The sequence below is a fragment of the Caulobacter sp. GW821-FHT12A07 genome (assembly GCF_058807655.1).
The window spans coordinates 298,136-314,743 of sequence record NZ_JBXAQX010000001.1; the positions used below are offsets into that span (position 1 = coordinate 298,136).

The 16,608-nt window shown below is 71.3% G+C and carries 14 protein-coding genes; 9 read left to right on the forward strand and 5 right to left on the reverse strand.

Going from position 1 to position 16,608, the window contains the following annotated elements; translation table 11 throughout:
* The first annotated feature begins 5 nt into the window (after nt 1–5).
* The 5 genes from AC1RRS_RS01430 (at nt 6) to AC1RRS_RS01450 (ending at nt 5,686) form a co-directional block, all read left to right on the forward strand.
* Nucleotides 6–257 carry an antitoxin gene (locus tag AC1RRS_RS01430; protein WP_492853636.1) on the forward strand — a complete coding sequence of 84 codons (252 nt, stop codon included), beginning with the start codon at nt 6–8 and terminating at the stop codon, nt 255–257.
* Nucleotides 254–535, forward strand: coding sequence for a type II toxin-antitoxin system RelE/ParE family toxin (locus tag AC1RRS_RS01435; protein ID WP_492853637.1), 282 nt, complete (start codon nt 254–256; stop codon nt 533–535). Before AC1RRS_RS01430 ends, AC1RRS_RS01435 begins: the two co-directional genes overlap by 4 nt.
* A gap of 57 nt (nt 536–592) precedes the next feature.
* The gene (locus tag AC1RRS_RS01440) at nt 593–1,984 is read left to right on the forward strand and encodes an alpha/beta hydrolase family protein (protein WP_492853638.1); all 1,392 of its coding nucleotides are present in this window, start codon (nt 593–595) and stop codon (nt 1,982–1,984) included.
* Nucleotides 1,985–2,083: 99 nt separating this feature from the next.
* Nucleotides 2,084–3,424 carry a glycoside hydrolase 5 family protein gene (locus AC1RRS_RS01445; protein WP_492853639.1) on the forward strand — a complete coding sequence of 447 codons (1,341 nt, stop codon included), beginning with the start codon at nt 2,084–2,086 and terminating at the stop codon, nt 3,422–3,424.
* Nucleotides 3,425–3,514: 90 nt separating this feature from the next.
* The gene (locus tag AC1RRS_RS01450) at nt 3,515–5,686 is read left to right on the forward strand and encodes a hybrid sensor histidine kinase/response regulator (RefSeq protein WP_492853640.1); all 2,172 of its coding nucleotides are present in this window, start codon (nt 3,515–3,517) and stop codon (nt 5,684–5,686) included.
* Between the two features lie 175 nt (nt 5,687–5,861).
* On the opposite strand, the gene cydX is transcribed toward AC1RRS_RS01450, so the two are convergent.
* The 3 genes from cydX to AC1RRS_RS01465 are packed head-to-tail and all read right to left on the reverse strand — an operon-like array spanning nt 5,862 to nt 8,715.
* A complete protein-coding gene (gene cydX / locus AC1RRS_RS01455; protein ID WP_110119140.1) occupies nt 5,862–5,981 on the reverse strand; it encodes a cytochrome bd-I oxidase subunit CydX in 120 nt (39 codons plus the stop codon).
* Nucleotides 5,982–5,993: 12 nt separating this feature from the next.
* Nucleotides 5,994–7,136 (reverse strand): cytochrome d ubiquinol oxidase subunit II, encoded by a 1,143-nt coding sequence (cydB, locus tag AC1RRS_RS01460; protein WP_492853641.1) that lies wholly within the window; start codon nt 7,134–7,136, stop codon nt 5,994–5,996.
* A gap of 13 nt (nt 7,137–7,149) precedes the next feature.
* Nucleotides 7,150–8,715 carry a cytochrome ubiquinol oxidase subunit I gene (locus AC1RRS_RS01465; protein ID WP_492853642.1) on the reverse strand — a complete coding sequence of 522 codons (1,566 nt, stop codon included), beginning with the start codon at nt 8,713–8,715 and terminating at the stop codon, nt 7,150–7,152.
* A 124-nt stretch (nt 8,716–8,839) separates the two neighbouring features.
* Between AC1RRS_RS01465 and cydD the strand changes: the two genes are divergently transcribed.
* From cydD to fixJ, 4 genes are read left to right on the forward strand one after another with little or no spacing between them, the layout of a single operon-like run.
* Nucleotides 8,840–10,483, forward strand: coding sequence for a thiol reductant ABC exporter subunit CydD (gene cydD, locus AC1RRS_RS01470; protein WP_492853643.1), 1,644 nt, complete (start codon nt 8,840–8,842; stop codon nt 10,481–10,483).
* Entirely contained in the window at nt 10,480–12,129 is a 1,650-nt protein-coding gene (locus AC1RRS_RS01475; RefSeq protein ID WP_492853644.1) for an ATP-binding cassette domain-containing protein, read from the forward strand. The genes cydD and AC1RRS_RS01475 overlap by 4 nt, the downstream gene beginning before the upstream one ends.
* A 6-nt stretch (nt 12,130–12,135) precedes the next feature.
* The gene (locus tag AC1RRS_RS01480) at nt 12,136–13,620 is read left to right on the forward strand and encodes a PAS domain S-box protein (protein WP_487288176.1); all 1,485 of its coding nucleotides are present in this window, start codon (nt 12,136–12,138) and stop codon (nt 13,618–13,620) included.
* Nucleotides 13,617–14,225: a response regulator FixJ gene (gene fixJ / locus AC1RRS_RS01485; protein WP_492853645.1), complete on the forward strand. Its 609-nt coding sequence runs from the start codon at nt 13,617–13,619 to the stop codon at nt 14,223–14,225. Before AC1RRS_RS01480 ends, fixJ begins: the two co-directional genes overlap by 4 nt.
* A 192-nt stretch (nt 14,226–14,417) precedes the next feature.
* Here fixJ and AC1RRS_RS01490 read toward each other — a convergent pair whose 3' ends face one another.
* Together AC1RRS_RS01490 and AC1RRS_RS01495 are read right to left on the reverse strand one after the other, a co-directional pair.
* Entirely contained in the window at nt 14,418–16,133 is a 1,716-nt protein-coding gene (locus AC1RRS_RS01490; RefSeq protein ID WP_492853646.1) for a hypothetical protein, read from the reverse strand.
* A 75-nt stretch (nt 16,134–16,208) separates the two neighbouring features.
* A complete protein-coding gene (locus AC1RRS_RS01495; protein WP_492853647.1) occupies nt 16,209–16,607 on the reverse strand; it encodes a VOC family protein in 399 nt (132 codons plus the stop codon).
* Between the last annotated feature and the right edge of the window lies 1 nt (nt 16,608).

Sequence of the window (16,608 nt, forward strand, 5' to 3'; positions counted from 1 at the left end):
CGCCCATGGCCGACGGCTTCGACATCCACATCGACGAAGAGCAAGCCGCTCGGTTGACGGCGGTCGCCGAGCGGCTGGGCGTTTCGCCGGCCGAGTACGCGCTCGAACTGATCGAAGCCGGGCTGGACGACCTGCCGCCCCGGACGATCGATCCCGATCCGGCCATCGACGAGGCCATCGCCGACGCCGTCGAAGCCGGCGAGGAGCCCACCATCTCGCTGGAAGAATTCCGCGCCCAACTTCTCGGCCGTCGTTGACCTACACGGTCGCGGTCACGCTTCGAGCGAGCCGGGACGCCGCCCGCCTGGACGCCAGGCTAAGAGAACAAAGTCCGCGCGCAGCCGACAGACTGAGCGCGCAAATCGCCCAAGCCGCGACAAGCCTAGAGGAAAGCCCTCTTCGCGGCCGTGCCGTCGGCCCGACCACCCGCGAGATCAACATCCCCTTCGGCCGCAGCGCCTACATCGTTCGCTATCGCGTCAAAGGCCAGCATGTGACCATCACCCGAATCTGGCACGGCCTGGAGCAACGGTAGACGGCGCAGCTCGCGCATGCACAATCTTCGGGAGAGTTTCCCGGAGACCTTCCAGCCATGCGTTTCCTGCGATCCGCGGCCCTCGCCGCCGCCCTGCTGGTCGCGCCCGCGGTCGCCAGCGCCCAGGTCGAGCCGATCGTCGGCGACTGGTACGGCACGCTGGCGGTGGGGCCGACCAAGCTGCCGCTGGTGTTCCATGTCCGCTCCGACGGCTCGGCCAGCGTCGACAGCCCGGCCCAGAGCGCGCTCGGGCTGAAGGCGACGGCCAGCTTCGCCGACGGCAAGGCCCGGCTGGTGCTGACCATGCCGGCCGCGGCCTTCGAGGGCCAGTTGTCGGCCGACGGCAAGAGCCTGGCCGGGAACTGGCTGCAGGGCGGCGCCAGCCTGCCCCTGAGCATGGGCCGCACCCCGCCGGCGGTCGCGCCGGTCAGGCGGCCGCAGACGCCCAAGCCGCCTTTCCCCTACCGCGCCGAGGAGGTGTCGTACCTCAATCCGGCCTCGGGCCTGAAGCTGGCCGGGACCCTGACCCTGCCGCAGGGCGAAGGCCCCTTCCCAGTCGCCGTGCTGATCACCGGCTCGGGGCCGCAGGACCGCGACGAGACCCTGTTCGAGCACAAGCCGTTCCTGGTGCTGGCCGACGCCTTGACCCGCAAGGGCGTGGCGGTGCTGCGGGTCGACGACCGCGGGGTCGGCGGCTCTCAGGCCGGCGACATCAAGACTGTCACGAGCCTGGACTTCGCCACCGACGTGGCGGCGGGCGTGGCCTTCCTGCGCGAGCGCAAGGACATCGATCCCGACCGGGTGGGCCTGATCGGCCACAGCGAGGGCGGGCTGATCGCGCCGATCGTGGCCGCCAAGGACCCCCGGATCGCTTTCGTCGTGCTGATGGCCGGCACCGGCGTGCCGGGCGCCCAGGTGATGCGCACCCAGAGCCACGACATCGCCGTGGCCAGCGGCGCCCCGCCGGCCGCCGCCGAGCAGCAGGCCCAGCTGATCCAGACGGCGTCCGACACCGTCATCGCCGAGCCCGACCCGGCCAGGATCAAGCCCCGACTGATCGCGGTGCTGGGCGAAAAAGGCATGCCGCCGGAAGCCGTCGAGGCCGCGTTCGGCCGGTTCGCCTCGCCCTGGTTCAAGACCTTCCTCACCCTGGATCCCGCCGTCTACCTGCGCCAGGTCCGCGCGCCCGTCCTGGCCGTCAACGGGGACAAGGACACCCAGGTCTCGGCCGCCCAGAACCTGCCGGCGATCAAGGCCGCCCTGGCGGACAACAAGGACGCCACGACGCTGGTGCTGCCGGGACTCAACCACCTCTTCCAGACGGCGACCACCGGCGCGCCGTCCGAATATCTCGAGATCGAGGAGACCCTCGCCCCCACGGCCATCGCCGCCATCGTCGACTGGACCGTGGCCCACGCCGCCAAGGCGCCCCACAAGCACGCCGACTAGGATGCGCCGATTAACTTCATCAAATTTGTTTAATCGCTGGACCGGCCCCGAGGGCCTCCGCTAACGTCCCGGCAAATCAAAAGTGGGGAGACACCGGGAATGCTTTCGCGACGCGCGATCCTGGCCGCCGGCGCGGCGAGCCTGACGGCCGGTTCGGCCGCCGTTCCGACCCTGGCCGCGGCCCGTCCGGGCTTCGTGAAGGTCGAAAAGGGCCGCCTTTCCCTGGGCGGGAAACCCTATCGCTTCGTCGGGGCCAATCTCTGGTACGGCGCCTGGCTGGGGGCTCCGGCCGCCTTCGGCGACCGCGCGCGCCTGACCCGCGAACTCGACAAGCTGCAGGCGCTGGGCGTCACCAACCTGCGCGTCCTGGGCGCGGGCGAGCGCTCGCCGGCCAAGGTGGCGCTGGATCCCACCTTCCGCGGTCCCGGCGAGGACTACGACCAGGACCTGCTGAAGGGCCTGGACGTGCTGCTGGCCGAGATGGGCAAGCGCGGCATGAAGGCCGTCATCTACGTCAACAACTTCTGGGACTGGTCGGGCGGCATGCCGGCCTATCTGAACTGGACCGGCAACGGGACCTGGTTCCAGCAGGGCGACCCGGCCCACCCCTGGCCGCAGTTCGCCGACTACTCGGCCCGCTTCTATGCCGACGGCAAGGCCAACACCCTCTTCCGCCACTATGTGAAGGCCCTGGTCGGCCGCACCAGCACCGTCACCGGCAAGCCCTATCGCGACGACCCGACGATCATGGCCTGGCAGCTGGCCAACGAACCGCGCCCGGCCGGCAGCGAGGAATTCGGCAAGGTCAACCGCCCCGCCTACGACGCCTGGATCGACGGCACGGCCCGCTTCATCAAGAGCCTGGACGCCAACCATCTGGTCTCCAGCGGCAGCGAGGGCGACATGGGGTGCCTGGGCAGCGAGGCCTGCGTGGCCGAGAGCCACAAGACCCCGGCCATCGACTACCTGACCCTGCACGTCTGGCCCAACAACTGGGGCTGGATCTCGATGACCGACCAGCCCTCGACCTACGAGGCCGGCGAGGCCCGTTCGCGCGACTACATCCGCCGCCACATCGCGCTGGCCAAGCGGATGGGCAAGCCGCTGACCATCGAGGAGTTCGGCCTGATCCGCGACGAGCGCGCCTTCGCGCCCGGCTCGCCGGTCACCTTCCGCGACCGCTTCTACAGGATGGTGTTCAGCGAGGTCGAAGCCGACATCAAGGCCGGCGGCCCGATCGCCGGCGTCAACTTCTGGGCCTGGAACGGCGAAGGCCGCGCCCAGCACCCCGACGCCTGGTTCAAGAAGGGCGACCGCTCCTATGTCGGCGATCCGCCGCAGGAGGAGCAGGGCCTGTTCGGCATCTTCGACGCCGACGCCTCGACGGTCGCGCTCATCCGCGACCACGCCAAGGCGGTGAAGGCGATCAAGCGCGCCTAGACACGTGGAGGAAGCGGTAAGCGGATGCTCAACCCTTCCTTCAAAGCTTGGCCTGTAGGGTTCCCGACATAGCGAGCGTCGGGAACCCGAATGAGCACGGTCAATCCGAAGGACCACGACGACCGGGCGAGGCGACGCCGTCGCCTGGCGGCGCTGTGCGACACGCTGCTGGCCTCGCCCTCGCGGGTGAACGGCCTGGCCGCGCGGCTGGCCTTCTGCCTGGCCGTGTGCGTCGCCACTCTGCCCTATTCGCCCTGGATCCCGCCCCTGGCCTGGCTGGCGGTGATGGCCGGCCTGGCGCTCGCCGAGCACCGGAACCTGTCGCCGGGCCGGACCCTGTTTTCCTGGCTGCAGAGCGCCGGCTACGCCGCGGCGGCCTTCTACCTGACCTTCTTCGAGACCGGCGCGGCCCAGACCTTTGGCGTCACCCTGTTCGGGGTGGTGATGTTCGAGATCGTGGTCCGCGACTACGCCCGCCCCCGGCGCCTGGCGATCAACATGTCGCCGATGGTGGCGGCGATGCTGCTGGTGCAGACCGTGGCGGCCATCTTCCTGATCCGCGCCGACCAGCCCTGGCGGCTGGCCACGGTGCTGGCCACCTCCTACGTCGTGTTCCGCGCCCTGCGCACCGTGCAGGTCGACCTGGCCCGCGCCCGCGCCGAGCTTGCCGACGCCTCAAGCCGCGCCCAGGCCGACGCCCGCACCATTCGCGAAGCCCACCGCATCGCCCTGATGGCCGAGGCCATGGCCGGGGTCGGCCACTGGCGGGCCGACATCGCCAGCGGCGCCATCACCTGGTCGGAAGGCGTCTTCCGGATCTTCGGCCTGCCGCCGGCGCCCGTCGCCCCGGGCCTGACCGAGCAGCTGACCTTCTTCGACCTGTCCGAGCGCGACGCCCTGGAGACCCAGTTCCGCTCGGCCGCCGTCACCGGCGAGCCGTTCGAGACGAGCCTGCGGCTGACCCGCACCGACGGCGCGCTGCGCCACGTGGTCTGCCACGGCGCGGCCGAGCTTGGCCCCGACGGCCAGGTCGAGACCCTGTTCGGCGCGGTGATGGACGTCACCGAGGCCCACGTCCGCGAGGCCGCCCTGCTGGACGCCAAGCTTCAGGCCGAAGCCGCCGCCGAGGCCAAGGCCGAGTTCCTGGCCAATATGAGCCACGAGATCCGCACGCCGCTGACCGCCATCAACGGCTTCACCGCCCTGCTGGGCGAGCTGGACGACCTGCCGCCGACCGCCGACGCCTATGTCCGGCGGGTCGACACCGCCGGCCAGGCCCTGCTGGCCGTGGTCAACGACATCCTCGACTTCTCCAAGCTGGAGGCCGGCCACGTCGCCCTCTCGCCCGCGCCTTTCGCCCTGGAGCCGTTCCTCGACGACCTGGCGGCGATGTTCGCCGAGCAGGCCAGGGCCAAGGGCCTGGCGCTGGTCGTCGAGATCGATCCCGACGCCCCGGCCGTCCTCAGCGCCGACGCCGGCCGTCTGAGCCAGATCGCCGTCAACCTGCTGGGCAACGCGGTGAAGTTCACCGAGGCCGGCGAGGTGCGGATCAGCGCCGCCTTCCGCGACGGCCTGCTGCACGTGGCGGTGTCCGACACCGGCTGCGGCGTGCCGGCCGACAAGCGCGAGCGACTGTTCCAGCGCTTCTCGCAGGTGGACGGCTCGATCAGCCGCCGGCACGGCGGCACGGGCCTGGGCCTGTCGATCTGCAAGGGCCTGGTCGAGCTGATGGGCGGCGACATCGAGATGGTCCCGGCCGACGGCGGCGGCTCGGTGTTCCGCTTCCACGTTCGCGCCACGCCGGCCGACTTGGCCGCGAGCGCCGCGCCGGCGCGGGCGGCGGCGAACGACGGCCCCGCCGCCCAGGTGCTGGTGGTCGACGACGTCGACGCCAATCGCGAGCTTGTGCGGGCCATGCTGCAGGCGATCGGCCACGAGGTGATCGAGGCGGCCAGCGGCGCCGAGGCCGTGCTGATGGCGTCGGACCGGCCATTCGACCTGATCCTGATGGACCTGCAGATGCCCGGTATGGACGGCTTCGCCGCCGCTCGGGCGATCCGCGGCCCGATCTCGGCCAACCGTCAGACGCCGATCATCGCGCTCAGCGCCGACGTCCTGCCCGAACATGTCGGGGCCACGGCGGCGGCGGGGATGAACGGTCACATCGGCAAGCCGATCTCGGCCATGGAGCTGATCGGGGCGGTCGAGCGCTGGTCGGGCGTGCGCCTCGACGCGGCGGAGCCGACGCTGGCCGAGGCCTAGAAACCTCCCCCTCCGGGGGAGGCGGCCGAAGGCCGGTGGGGGGCCGTTTTCAGCTTCCGAGAAGGTGGAGGCTTTCGCGGTCACTCCCCCCTCCGATCGCTGCGCGATCGCCTCCCCCACAGGGGGAGGTTCCTATGAAAAGAGGCCCGGTTTCCCGGGCCTCCCTTGCTGTCGATCAGGGCTCCGAAAGCCCGGTGTCGCCCTCGTCGGTGAGGTTGAACTCGTACCAGACGCCGTTGAGGACGCCGAAGGCCAGGGCCAGACCCAGGCCGAGAATCCAGGTGAAGTACCACATAGGTCGATCTCCTCAGTACAGGGCCGGGTCGGTCTTCAGGGCGGCGCTGCTCGTGCGGCCCCAGAGCACCCGATAGACGAAGGCGGTGTAGGCCAGCACCACCGGCAGCAGCACCACCACCACGATCAGCATGGTGAACAGGGTCGAGTGGCTGGACGAGGCGTTCCAGACCAGGAAGCTGGAATGGGCGTCGACCGTGCTGGGCAGGATGAACGGGAACATCGACAGGCCGCTGGTGGTGATGATGCCCGCGGCCGAGGCCGAGGATCCGCCGAAGGCCAGGCCTTCCTGCCGCTTCAGCAGGCCGAAGGTCGCGAAGGCCGCGCCGACGAAGCCCAGCACCGGGGCGATGACCATCCACGGATAGCGGACGTAGTTGTCGAACCAGGCGCCCGGGGCCGCCACGGCCGTGGCGCGCAGCGGGTTGGAGGGTCCGGCCGGATCGACCACGCCCTCGACCCGGAAGCCGAGCCTGCTGGCCAGCAGGCCGCCGACGGCGAACAGCACGATGCTGGCGACGCCCGCGACCAGGCCGAACTTGCGGGCGCGGTCGACGATCGGGCCCCGCTCGGCCTTCACCGACAGCCAGGCCGCGCCGTGCAGCACCAGCATGCTGGTCGACAGCAGGCCGCAGACCAGGGTGAACGGCGTGAAGAGTTCGAAGAACGAGCCGTGATAGGTGCTGCGCAGGTCGCTATCGAGCTTGATCGGCGCGCCTTGCAGCACGTTGCCGACGGCCACGCCGAACACCAGGGCCGGCACGAAGCCGCCGATGAACAGCGACCAGTCCCAGAACGAGCGCCACTTGGCCTCCGGCCGCTTGGACCGGTACTTGAAGCCGACGGGTCGCAGGATCATCGCCGACAGCACCAGGAACATGGCCAGGTAGAAGCCCGAGAAGGTGGCGCCGTAGACCATCGGCCAGGCGGCGAAGATCGCCGCCCCGCCGGTGATGAACCACACCTGGTTGCCTTCCCAGGTGGCGCCGATGGTGTTGATCACCGTGCGCCGCTCGTCGTCGTTGCGGCCGACGAAGGGCAGCAGGGCGGCGACGCCCATGTCGAAGCCGTCGGTCAGGGCGAAGGCGATCAGCAGCACGCCCAGCAGGCCCCACCAGATCAGGCGGAGGGTCGGATAGTCGAGGGGGAGTTCCATGATCTGGTCTCCTTTAGGCGACGGCTTCGGCGACGGGCGCGCCGGAGTCTGTGGGGAAGGCTTCCTGTTCGGCGAACGGACCCTTCTTGATGGTCTTCAGGATCAGCCCGACCTCGACCACCGCCAGGGCGCCGTAGAGCAGGGTGAAGCCGACGATGCTGGCCAGCAGCTGCGGCACGCTGAGGCTGGAGGGCGACAGGAAGGTGGGCAGCACCCCGTCCACGGCCCAGGGCTGACGCCCGACCTCGGCCAGAACCCAGCCCAGCTCCGTGGCGATCCAGGGCAGCGGGATGGCCAGCACCGCCAGGCGCAGGAACCACTTGGTGTGATGCTTGCGCAGGGTGACCAGCACGAAGGCGGTGGCGAAGAGGGCGATCATCAGCAGGCCCGTGCCGGCCATGATGCGGAAGGCCCAGAACATCACCGGCACGTTGGGCACGGTGTCCCAGGCGGTCTTGGCGATCAGCTCCTTGGAGGCCGTGCGCGGGTCGGCGACATGGCGCTTGAGCAGCAGGGCGTAGCCGAGGTCGCGGCGGTTCAGCTCGAAGACGGCCCGGGCCTCGATGTCCTTCGGATTGACCTTCAGCTTCTCCAGCGCGTCATAGGCGACGACGCCGTGTTCGATACGGTCCTGCGCCGAGGCCACCAGTTCGAAGATGCCTTCGACCGGCTTGTCGATGCTGCGCGTGGCGATCAGGCCCAACACGTAGGGGATCTTGACCTCGGCGTGGGTCTTGCGGTCGGCGAGGCTGGGGATGCCGAAGGCGGTCAGGCCGGCCGGGGCGGGCTCGGTCTCCCACATGGCTTCCAGGGCCGCGAGCTTCATTTTCTGGTTGTCGGTGAGGGCGTAGCCGCTCTCGTCGCCGAGCACGACGACCGACAGGGCCGAGGCGAGACCGAAGGCGGCGGCGACGGTCATCGACCGCTTGGCCACGCCCGTCCACCGGCCCTTCAGCAGGTAGAAGGCCGAGACGCCGAGCACGAAGACGGCGGCGATGGTGTAGCCGGCGCTGACGGTGTGCACGAACTTGGCCTGGGCCACCGGGTTGAAGATCACCGCCTTGAAGTCGGTCACCTCCATCCGCATCGTATCGGGATTGAAGGCCGCGCCGACCGGGTTCTGCATCCAGCCGTTGGCGATCAGGATCCACAGGGCCGACAGGTTGGTGCCCAGCGCCACCAGGAAGGTGACGAGCAGGTGGGTCACCGGCTTCAGCTTGTCCCAGCCGAAGAACATCAGCCCCACGAAGGTGGCTTCGAGGAAGAAGGCCATCAGGCCCTCGATGGCCAGCGGGGCGCCGAAGATGTCGCCCACATAGTGCGAGTAGTAGGCCCAGTTCATGCCGAACTGGAATTCCATGGTGACGCCGGTGGCGACCCCAAGGACGAAGTTGATGCCGAACAGCGTGCCCCAGAACTTGGTGACCGTGCGCCAGATCGGGCGCTTGGTCATGACGTAGACCGCCTCCATGATGAACAGCATGAAGGACAGCCCCAATGTCAGGGGCACGAAAAGGAAGTGGTACAGGGCCGTGAGGGCGAACTGCAGGCGGGATAAATCGACGACGGCGGGATCCATGGGTAGCTCCGGGGTCGAACGGCGATCGGTCGCGCCGGACGAGCATCTCGCCTTAGGCGTGTCGGCGGAAGGGGTCTTTGATCCCGATCAAGGCCGCCCTCCGATGGAGCGCTAGACCCCGCTCATGACCGCCCGCTCCCCCGTCGAGACCGAGATCCTCACGCTCGCGCGCCCGTGGCTGCGCGGCTTGAACAAGATGACCGCAAACGCGGGGCGATCGGCGGTGCTGTGGCGGCTGGCCGACGTGGCCGGGGCGACGGGCTTCGCGGCGGGCCTGGCCTTCGGGATCGACGCCCTGACGCGGAGCCTGAACGAGGCCCTGCCCTTCCTGGCGCTGGCCCTCGGCTCGGCCCTGGCGCGCGGGGCGATGGCGGCGCAGGCCGGCAAGGCGGGCGCGCAGGCCGCCGCCCAGGCCAAGGCCCACGCCCGGCGCGAAGCCGCCGCTTCGCTGCTGGCGCCCGGCGCGCCGCGCGGCGGGGCCGCCGTCACCGCCGTGATGGAAGGCGTCGAGGCGCTGGACGGCTATGTCTCGCGTTTCGCGCCCGCCCGCAGCGCCTCGGCGATCGCGCCGCTGCTGCTGATCGCCCTGACCGCCGTCGCCAGCCCGGTCTGCGCCGGCATCCAGCTCTTCACCCTGCTGCCCTTCATCGCCGCCATGGCCCTGGCCGGCATGGCCGCCGCCGACGCCTCGCGCCGGCAGTTCCTGGCCCTGGAGCGGCTGTCCAGTCTGTTCCTCGACCGGGTGCGGACCCTGCCGGTGGTGCTGGCCTTCCAGGCCGAGGGGCGGGTGACGACCGGCCTGGCCGGCGCGGCGCTGGACCTTTCCAAGCGCACCCAGGCGGTGCTGCGGGTGGCGTTCTTCTCGTCGGCGGCGCTCGAGTTCTTCGCCGCCCTGTCGGTGGCGCTGGTGGCGGTCTATTGCGGCTTCAACCTGCTGCGGCTGCTGCCCTTCCCGGTTCCCGAGGCGCTGGACCTCAAGCGGGCCTTCTTCGCCCTGGCCCTGGCGCCGGAGGTCTACGCCCCGATGCGCAGGCTGGCCGCCGCCTATCACGACCGCCAGGCCGCCGAGGCCGCCGCCCTGACCCTGGCCCGCCTGCCCAAGTCCGCCCCCGCCGCCGCTCCGCTGGCCCTGACGAAGGCGCCGAACATCCGCTTCCAGGGCGTCGGCGTGACCTATGCCGGCGGCGAGGCGGCGGTGTTCGAAGGCCTCGACCTGATCGCCGCCGGTGGGACGATCACCGCCCTGCTCGGCCCCAGCGGCTGTGGCAAGACCACCGTGCTGAACCTGCTGACGGGTCTCGCCCCGCTCACCGCCGGCGAGGTGCGGGTCGGCGACGCGAAGCTGTCGGCCGCCGGATCCTTCGCCGCCGACCTGGCCTGGGCCGGGCAGTCGCCGCTGCTGCTGGCCGGCTCGCTGGCTGACAACCTGGCGCTTGCCCGCCCGGGCGCCTCCCGCGACGAGCTCGAAGCCGCCGCTCGCCGCGCCGGCCTGTCCGACCTGCTCGACCGCCGGGGCGGCCTGGATGCGCCGCTCGACGAGCGCGGCGGCGGGTTGTCGGGCGGCGAGCGCCGGCGCTTAGGGATCGCCCGCGCCCTGCTGAAGCCCGCCCCGATCCTGCTGCTGGACGAGCCCACCGCCGATCTCGACGCCGCCGCTGAGGCCGCGATGATCGCCGCGATCAGAGAGGCCGCCGCCGGCCGCACGACCCTGATCGCCACCCATTCGGAGGCCCTGGCCGCCGTCGCCGACCAGGTGGTGCGCCTGTGAAGACCGCCAGCGCCCTTTCCAGGCTCGTCGCCGAGCAGCGCCGCCGCCAGGCTAAACCCTTGATCCTGGCCGCCGCCTGCGCCGCCGTGGTCGGCGCGGCCTCGACCACCTTGCTCGGTCTCTCGGGCTGGTTCATCACCGGCGCGGCCCTGGCCGGCGTCGCGGGCCTTGCGACCGCGCAGGCGTTCAACGTGCTGCTGCCCAGCGCCATGATCCGCTTGCTGGCGATCCTGCGCACCGGCGCCCGCTACGGCGAGCGGCTGCAAGGCCACGCCGCGGCGCTGGACGCCCTGGCCGCCATCCGCCCGCGCCTGTTCGCCGCCCTCGCCGCCGCCCCGCCGCGCGAGGCCCTGGCCGTCTCGCGCGGCGAGGCCGCCGCCCGCCTGGTGCAGGACGTCGACGCCGTCGAGACCCGCTTCGTGCGCCTGTCCGCCCCCTGGGGCGCGGCCGCCGGGGTCGGGCTGGCGGTGGCGCTGTCGGCGATCGCCGGGGTCGGGCCCGCCGTCGCCATCGCCCTGGCCGTCGCCCTGCACCTGATCCTCGCCCGCCTGCTGACCCGCAGGCTCAGCGCCCCGGCCGGCGCGGCGATCCAGGCGGCGGCGGGCAAACTGAAGGAGGCCCTGGCCGCCTTCGCCGCCGCAGCGCCCGAGCTGAAGGTCTATGGCGCGCAAGGTCCCGCCCTCGACCGCATCGCGCAGCTCGGCGGCAGGCTCGACGCCCTGAAGGTGCGCGCCGTGCGGGCGCAGGGCGTGCTGGCCCTGTCGGAAGGCGCGCTCACGGGCCTCGCCGTCGCCGCCGTCCTGGCCCTGGCCGCGCCGGCCGGCGCCCCGCTGGCGGCGCTGGCGGCCCTGGCCGCGGTGATGGCCATCGAGGCCGTCGGCCCCATCGCGCGGGCCTTCGAGCAGGACGGCGCCGCCGAGGCCGCCGGCGAGCGGCTGGACGCCATCCTGCGGCACACGTCCGTGACCGCAACGCCAGTCGCCGTCGGCCGTCCCGCCCTGCGCCTGCTGGGCCAGGACCTCGCGTCCGGCGCGCGGCTGGCGATCGTCGGCCCCACCGGCTGCGGCAAGACTACCCGTATGGAGCAGTTGCTGGGCCTGCGCGACGCCCCCGCTGGCGCCTTCGCGCTCGATGGCGTGGACGGCGCGACCCTGTCGCCCGTCGAACTGCGCCAAGCCTTCGCCTACGCCCCGCAGGACGCCGCCCTGCTGGCCGGCACGGTGCGCGAGAACCTCAAGCTCGCCGCGCCCAAGGCCGACGACGAGACGCTGTGGGCCGCGCTCGACGACGCCGCCCTGGCCGACCGTGTCCGCGCCTTGCCGCAAGGGCTCGACACCTGGCTGGGCGAGGCCGGCGAGCGGCTGTCGGGCGGCGAGCGCCGTCGCCTGTCGCTGGCCCGCGCCCTGCTGCGCGACGCGCCCTGGCTGCTGCTGGACGAGCCGACCGAGGGCCTGGACCCCACAACCGAAGCCCGCGTCGTCGCGCGGCTGAACGCCCGCCTGCGCGCCACGGGGCAGGGCCTGGTGCTGGTCAGCCATCGCCAGGCGCCGCTGGCGCTCTGTGAACGGAGCGTCTCGCCAGAGACGGTGTCCCCGGCCGCCGGACCGGCTATAAGCGCGCCCATGACCACGACGGCGACGCTCTAGACGATCATGGCCGCGCCCCAGCGCCCGCCCGCGCCGCTGTACAGCGAGCTTCGCCTCGGCGTCTTCATGGCCGCCGCCGGCCTGGTGGCCGGCTGCGCCCTGCTCTATTTCGCCCTGCCCAGCCGCTACGCCGCCCCGGCGACCTTCCTGCTGTTCGTGCCGTCGGTGCTGATCAGCGCGGCGCTGGGCGGACTGATCCCCGGCCTGGTGGCCACCATCCTGGCCTCGGCCATGGTCTGGTTCCTGACCTTCTCGCCCCAGCCCGACCAGGCCACGGCGGTCTCCAGCCTGGTGTTCCTGATGATCGGCGTGGGCATGTCGATCGGCGGCGGCTGGTTCCACGCCGCCCGCCGGCGGATGGCCGACATCACCGACCACCTGCGCTCGGTGCTCGACACCGTGCCCGACGCCGTGGTGGTGATCGATCCGCGCGGGATCATGACCTCGTTCAGCCCGGCGGCCGAGCGACTGTTCGGCTGGAACGCCCCGGAGGTGATCGGCAGGAACGTCAGCATGCTGATGCCCGAGCCGCACCAGACCGCCCACGACGCCTATCTCGAGCGCTATGAGCGCACCGGCGACAAGCGAGTGATCGGCATCGGCCGCATCGTCACCGGCCTGCGCCGCGACGGCACGACCTTTCCGATGGAGCTGGCGGTCGGCGAGACCAAGGGCCCCACCCGCGCCTATACCGGCTTCATCCGCGACCTGACCGAGCGCCACGCCACCGAAAGCCGGCTGCAGGAGTTGCAGGGCGAACTGGTCCACGTCTCGCGGCTGACGGCCATGGGCGAGATGGCCACCACACTGGCCCACGAACTGAACCAGCCGCTGTCGGCCATCGCCAACCTGCTGACCGGCTCGCGCCGGCTGATGGATCGCGGCCGCCCCGAGGACCAGGCCAAGGTGCGCGACGCCATCGACCGCGCCTCGGACCAGGCGCTGCGGGCCGGCGACGTCATCCACCGTATGCGCGAGTTCGTCCGCCGCGGGGCCACCGAGCGCGACGTCGAGAGCCTGTCGGAACTGGTCGACGACGCCCGGGCCCTGGCCCTGATCGGCGTGCGCGAGGGCCAGGCCGAGGTCAGCATCGCCCTGGACCCGGCCTGCGACGCCGTCTTCGCCGACCGGGTGCAGATCCAGCAGGTGCTGGTCAACCTGATCCGCAACGCCGTCGAGGCCATGGACGGCCGGCCGGTCCGCCGCCTTTCGGTGACCAGCCGCCGGCAGGACGACGGGGTCGTCGAGGTGGCCGTGGCCGACACCGGCTCGGGCGTCGACGACGCGTTCCGCGCGCGGCTGTTCGAGCCGTTCATGACCACCAAGGCCGAAGGCATGGGGGTGGGGCTGTCGATCTCGCGCTCGATCATCGAGGCCCACGGCGGCCGCATCTGGGCCGACGCCAATCCAGGCGGCGGCACGGTGTTCCGCTTCACCCTGCCGCCTGCACCGCACCAAGCCGACAAGACCGACCAGGAGACCACCCGATGAGCGACGCCGTTGTGCACGTGGTCGACGACGACGCCGACGCCCGCGACTCCCTGGCCTTCCTGCTGGAGACGGCCGATTTCCGGGTGCGCACCTATCCCGACGCCCAGGCCTTCCTGGCCGCCCTGCCCCAGGCCGAGCCCGGCTGCGTGATCACCGACGTGCGCATGCCCGGCATGTCGGGCCAGGAACTGGTCAAGCGCCTGAGGACCGAAGCCTCGGCCCTGCCGGTGGTGATGATCACCGGCCACGGCGACATCCCGATGGCCGTCGAGGCCATGCGCGACGGCGTGGTCGACTTCATCGAAAAGCCGTTCTCGGAGGCTCGCATCCTGGCGGCCCTGGACCGCGCCCTGGCCAGCGCCGCCCCGGCCCAGCCGACGGTCAGCGACGACCAGGCCCAGGTGCTGGCCCGGATCGAAACCCTGTCGGAGCGCGAGCGCCAGGTGCTCGACGGCGTCGTGGCCGGCCAGCCCAACAAGATCATCGCCCGCGACCTGGGCATCAGCCCGCGCACTGTCGAGATCTACCGCGCCAAGCTGATGAGCAAGATGCACGCCGACAACCTGGCCGCCCTGGTGCGGATGACGCTGTCGGTGCGGGGCTGATGTCGACCTAGGGCGGATCGACATTTACCGGCCTGAGCTCATTTTTCACCGAGCATCCCCGCGAAGGCGGGGATCCAAGCCGAGGTCGGAATCGATCCACGGCCGCGCCTCATCCTGAAATCCAGCTTGGATCCCCGCCTTCGCGGGGAGACACGGATTTGAAGGTCGCGAACGGCTGAATGTCGATACGCCCTAGGCCGCCGGGCAGCGGATCGGCTTCAGCGGCTTGATCGCCTTGAGGCTCGGCGCCTCGCCCGCGAGCAACTTGCTCAGCACCGGATCGTCGGGCAGGTCGCCGATCGCCTCCTTGGCCTCGCGGCGCTTCCACGCCTCGGCGGCTTGCGCCAGCAGGGTCCGATCGCCGGCGTCGAGCGCGGGCGAGACCGCCATCTGCTTGGCCAGGCCGATGCTGAAGGAGCCGCCAGACCGCCCCCAGGCCCGGATCATCGCCGCGCGCGGGCCTGGACCGGCGCAGAACACCCGCGTCGCCGCCGCTTCATCCGCCTCGTCTCGACCGACGCCGTACCAGCGCAGGGCCACGTCCAGCGGCAGCGTCAGGGGATCGCCAGGCCCGCCGACGGCCGGCGAGGCTAGCACCTCGGGCCGGATCAGCTCGGCGTTGGCCCAATCGGTGATCTCGTTGTAGTGGCCCGACAGCATCAGGGTCAGGGCCGGATCGGCGCGATAGTCGGCGGTCAGCAAGGCCTTGGGTCCTTGGGCGAAATCGGCTTCGACGTCGAACCGGGCCTTGGCCTCGTTCGCCAGCGCCAGGGAGAAGCGCGGCCAGCGGGAGGCGACCGACGGCTCCGAACGCCAGCGTGGCGGCTCGGAACCGTAGGGGTCCTCCTGCACCCGCGCCACCATGGCCAGCAGGGCCTTGGCCTCGTCGGCCGAGGCGGCCGCCGCCAGCCGGGCGGGAACGCGCGCCTCGATCAGGTCGTAGGCCCGTCTGTACTGGCCGTTGACGGCCAGGAAGCGCAGGCCGATGTCGAGGTCGGCGAGCGAGGCGTCGTCGCGCAGAAACGGTTCGAAGACCGGCGCGGCGTCGGCGTGCCCCTCCTCGATCAGCGCTTCCAGTATGGCGGTTTCACGCGGGTCGCGCGCAGGCTTGACCGGCGGCCGGCCGCCGGTCAGCTCGGCCATGATCAGGTCGGTGAAAGCCGCTGCTTCAGACTGCTCGGCGTCGAAGGCCGCATCGCGCGGCGCGTAACGCGGCGGTCGGCCGGCCTTGAGGTCGTCATAGGCGGCCAGCAGGAACGGCGTCGGTTTCCACGGCGAGATCGATCCCAGGTGGCCGCCGATGTCGCGGGCCAGCGCCGTCTCGTAGGGCGTCTTGCCCGGCTTGGCGTCGAGCTGCGCCTTCAGCGCCTCCAGCCGTGCGAGCCGGGCCATAGGGTCGGGATCGCGCTGGATGTCGAGATAGGTCCGCACCATCCGCGACCACGGACTGTCCGGTCCCGCATAGTCCTCGTTCACACGCGAGAACGCAAAGGGCAGCACGCCAAGGCTCTCGCCCCGATGCCCGAGCAGCAGCAGGTAGCTGCCGCCCTTGGCCAGGGTCATGCGGTTGCAGGGACCGTTGTGGCCTTCGGGATGGGAGAAGGTGACGTCGTCGGGGTCGCTGCGCACGGTGCGTCCCATCAGCAGCCCCCGCACCTCGATCTCGCCCGCCAGATCGCCCTTCAGGGTCTCGCTCACCCGCAGACGCATCGGCGCGTCCCAGGGCGAGGCCTCCGGCGCCAACGGCGGCGCGGACACCGGCGTGGCGACGACGATGGCCTCGGCGACCTGCACGAGCTCGAAATTGCTGGGCCGGACATAGCCGTAGGCCGGGGAGCAGGCCCGCGCCGCCGGCGCCGCGCCCAGCGCCAAGGCCGCCGCCAGGCCGATCAACCAAGACTGTCGCATCACGCCTCCTCCCGTTTCGGAGGAGCTTACGAAGCGACCCTTAAATCTACAAGCGTAATCCAGATACCTGAACGCCTAGCGGGCGGCCTCGTCGTGATAGCGGCTGACCTCGACCAGATTGCCGTCCGGATCGCGGAAATAGACCGAGGCCATCGGCCCCAGCGCGCCGTTGCGTTCGACGGGTCCCAGTTCCAACGGCGCGGCGCACGCTTCCAAGTGGGCGATCACCGCCTCGATCGGCTGCTCGGTGATCAGGCAGAAGTCCGCCGCGCCGGCCACAGGAGCCGCCGCCTTGGGCGTGAAGGGGGCGTCGGCGGTGTGCAGGTTGATCTTCCAGCGGCCGAAGCGCACGGCCGTCGGCTTGCCGGGCGTCACCACCCGTTCGGCGCCCAGCACCCGCTCGTAGAAGGCGGCGCTGGCCTCGATCGAGGCGACGACCAGCACGAAGTGGTCCAGGCGGTCGATGGCGATCATC

What these genes read in the sequence shown, in the direction of transcription:
- AC1RRS_RS01430 (WP_492853636.1), top strand. Translation starts at nt 6, where the DNA reads ATGGCCGACGGCTTCGACATCCACATCGACGAAGAGCAAGCCGCTCGG.
- AC1RRS_RS01440 (WP_492853638.1), top strand. Translation starts at nt 593, where the DNA reads ATGCGTTTCCTGCGATCCGCGGCCCTCGCCGCCGCCCTGCTGGTCGCG.
- AC1RRS_RS01445 (WP_492853639.1), top strand. Translation starts at nt 2,084, where the DNA reads ATGCTTTCGCGACGCGCGATCCTGGCCGCCGGCGCGGCGAGCCTGACG.
- AC1RRS_RS01450 (WP_492853640.1), top strand. Translation starts at nt 3,515, where the DNA reads ATGAGCACGGTCAATCCGAAGGACCACGACGACCGGGCGAGGCGACGC.
- cydX (WP_110119140.1), bottom strand. Translation starts at nt 5,981, where the DNA reads ATGTGGTACTTCACCTGGATTCTCGGCCTGGGTCTGGCCCTGGCCTTC.
- cydB (WP_492853641.1), bottom strand. Translation starts at nt 7,136, where the DNA reads ATGGAACTCCCCCTCGACTATCCGACCCTCCGCCTGATCTGGTGGGGC.
- AC1RRS_RS01465 (WP_492853642.1), bottom strand. Translation starts at nt 8,715, where the DNA reads ATGGATCCCGCCGTCGTCGATTTATCCCGCCTGCAGTTCGCCCTCACG.
- cydD (WP_492853643.1), top strand. Translation starts at nt 8,840, where the DNA reads ATGACCGCCCGCTCCCCCGTCGAGACCGAGATCCTCACGCTCGCGCGC.
- AC1RRS_RS01480 (WP_487288176.1), top strand. Translation starts at nt 12,136, where the DNA reads ATGGCCGCGCCCCAGCGCCCGCCCGCGCCGCTGTACAGCGAGCTTCGC.
- fixJ (WP_492853645.1), top strand. Translation starts at nt 13,617, where the DNA reads ATGAGCGACGCCGTTGTGCACGTGGTCGACGACGACGCCGACGCCCGC.
- AC1RRS_RS01490 (WP_492853646.1), bottom strand. Translation starts at nt 16,133, where the DNA reads ATGCGACAGTCTTGGTTGATCGGCCTGGCGGCGGCCTTGGCGCTGGGC.
- AC1RRS_RS01495 (WP_492853647.1), bottom strand. Translation starts at nt 16,607, where the DNA reads ATGATCGCCATCGACCGCCTGGACCACTTCGTGCTGGTCGTCGCCTCG.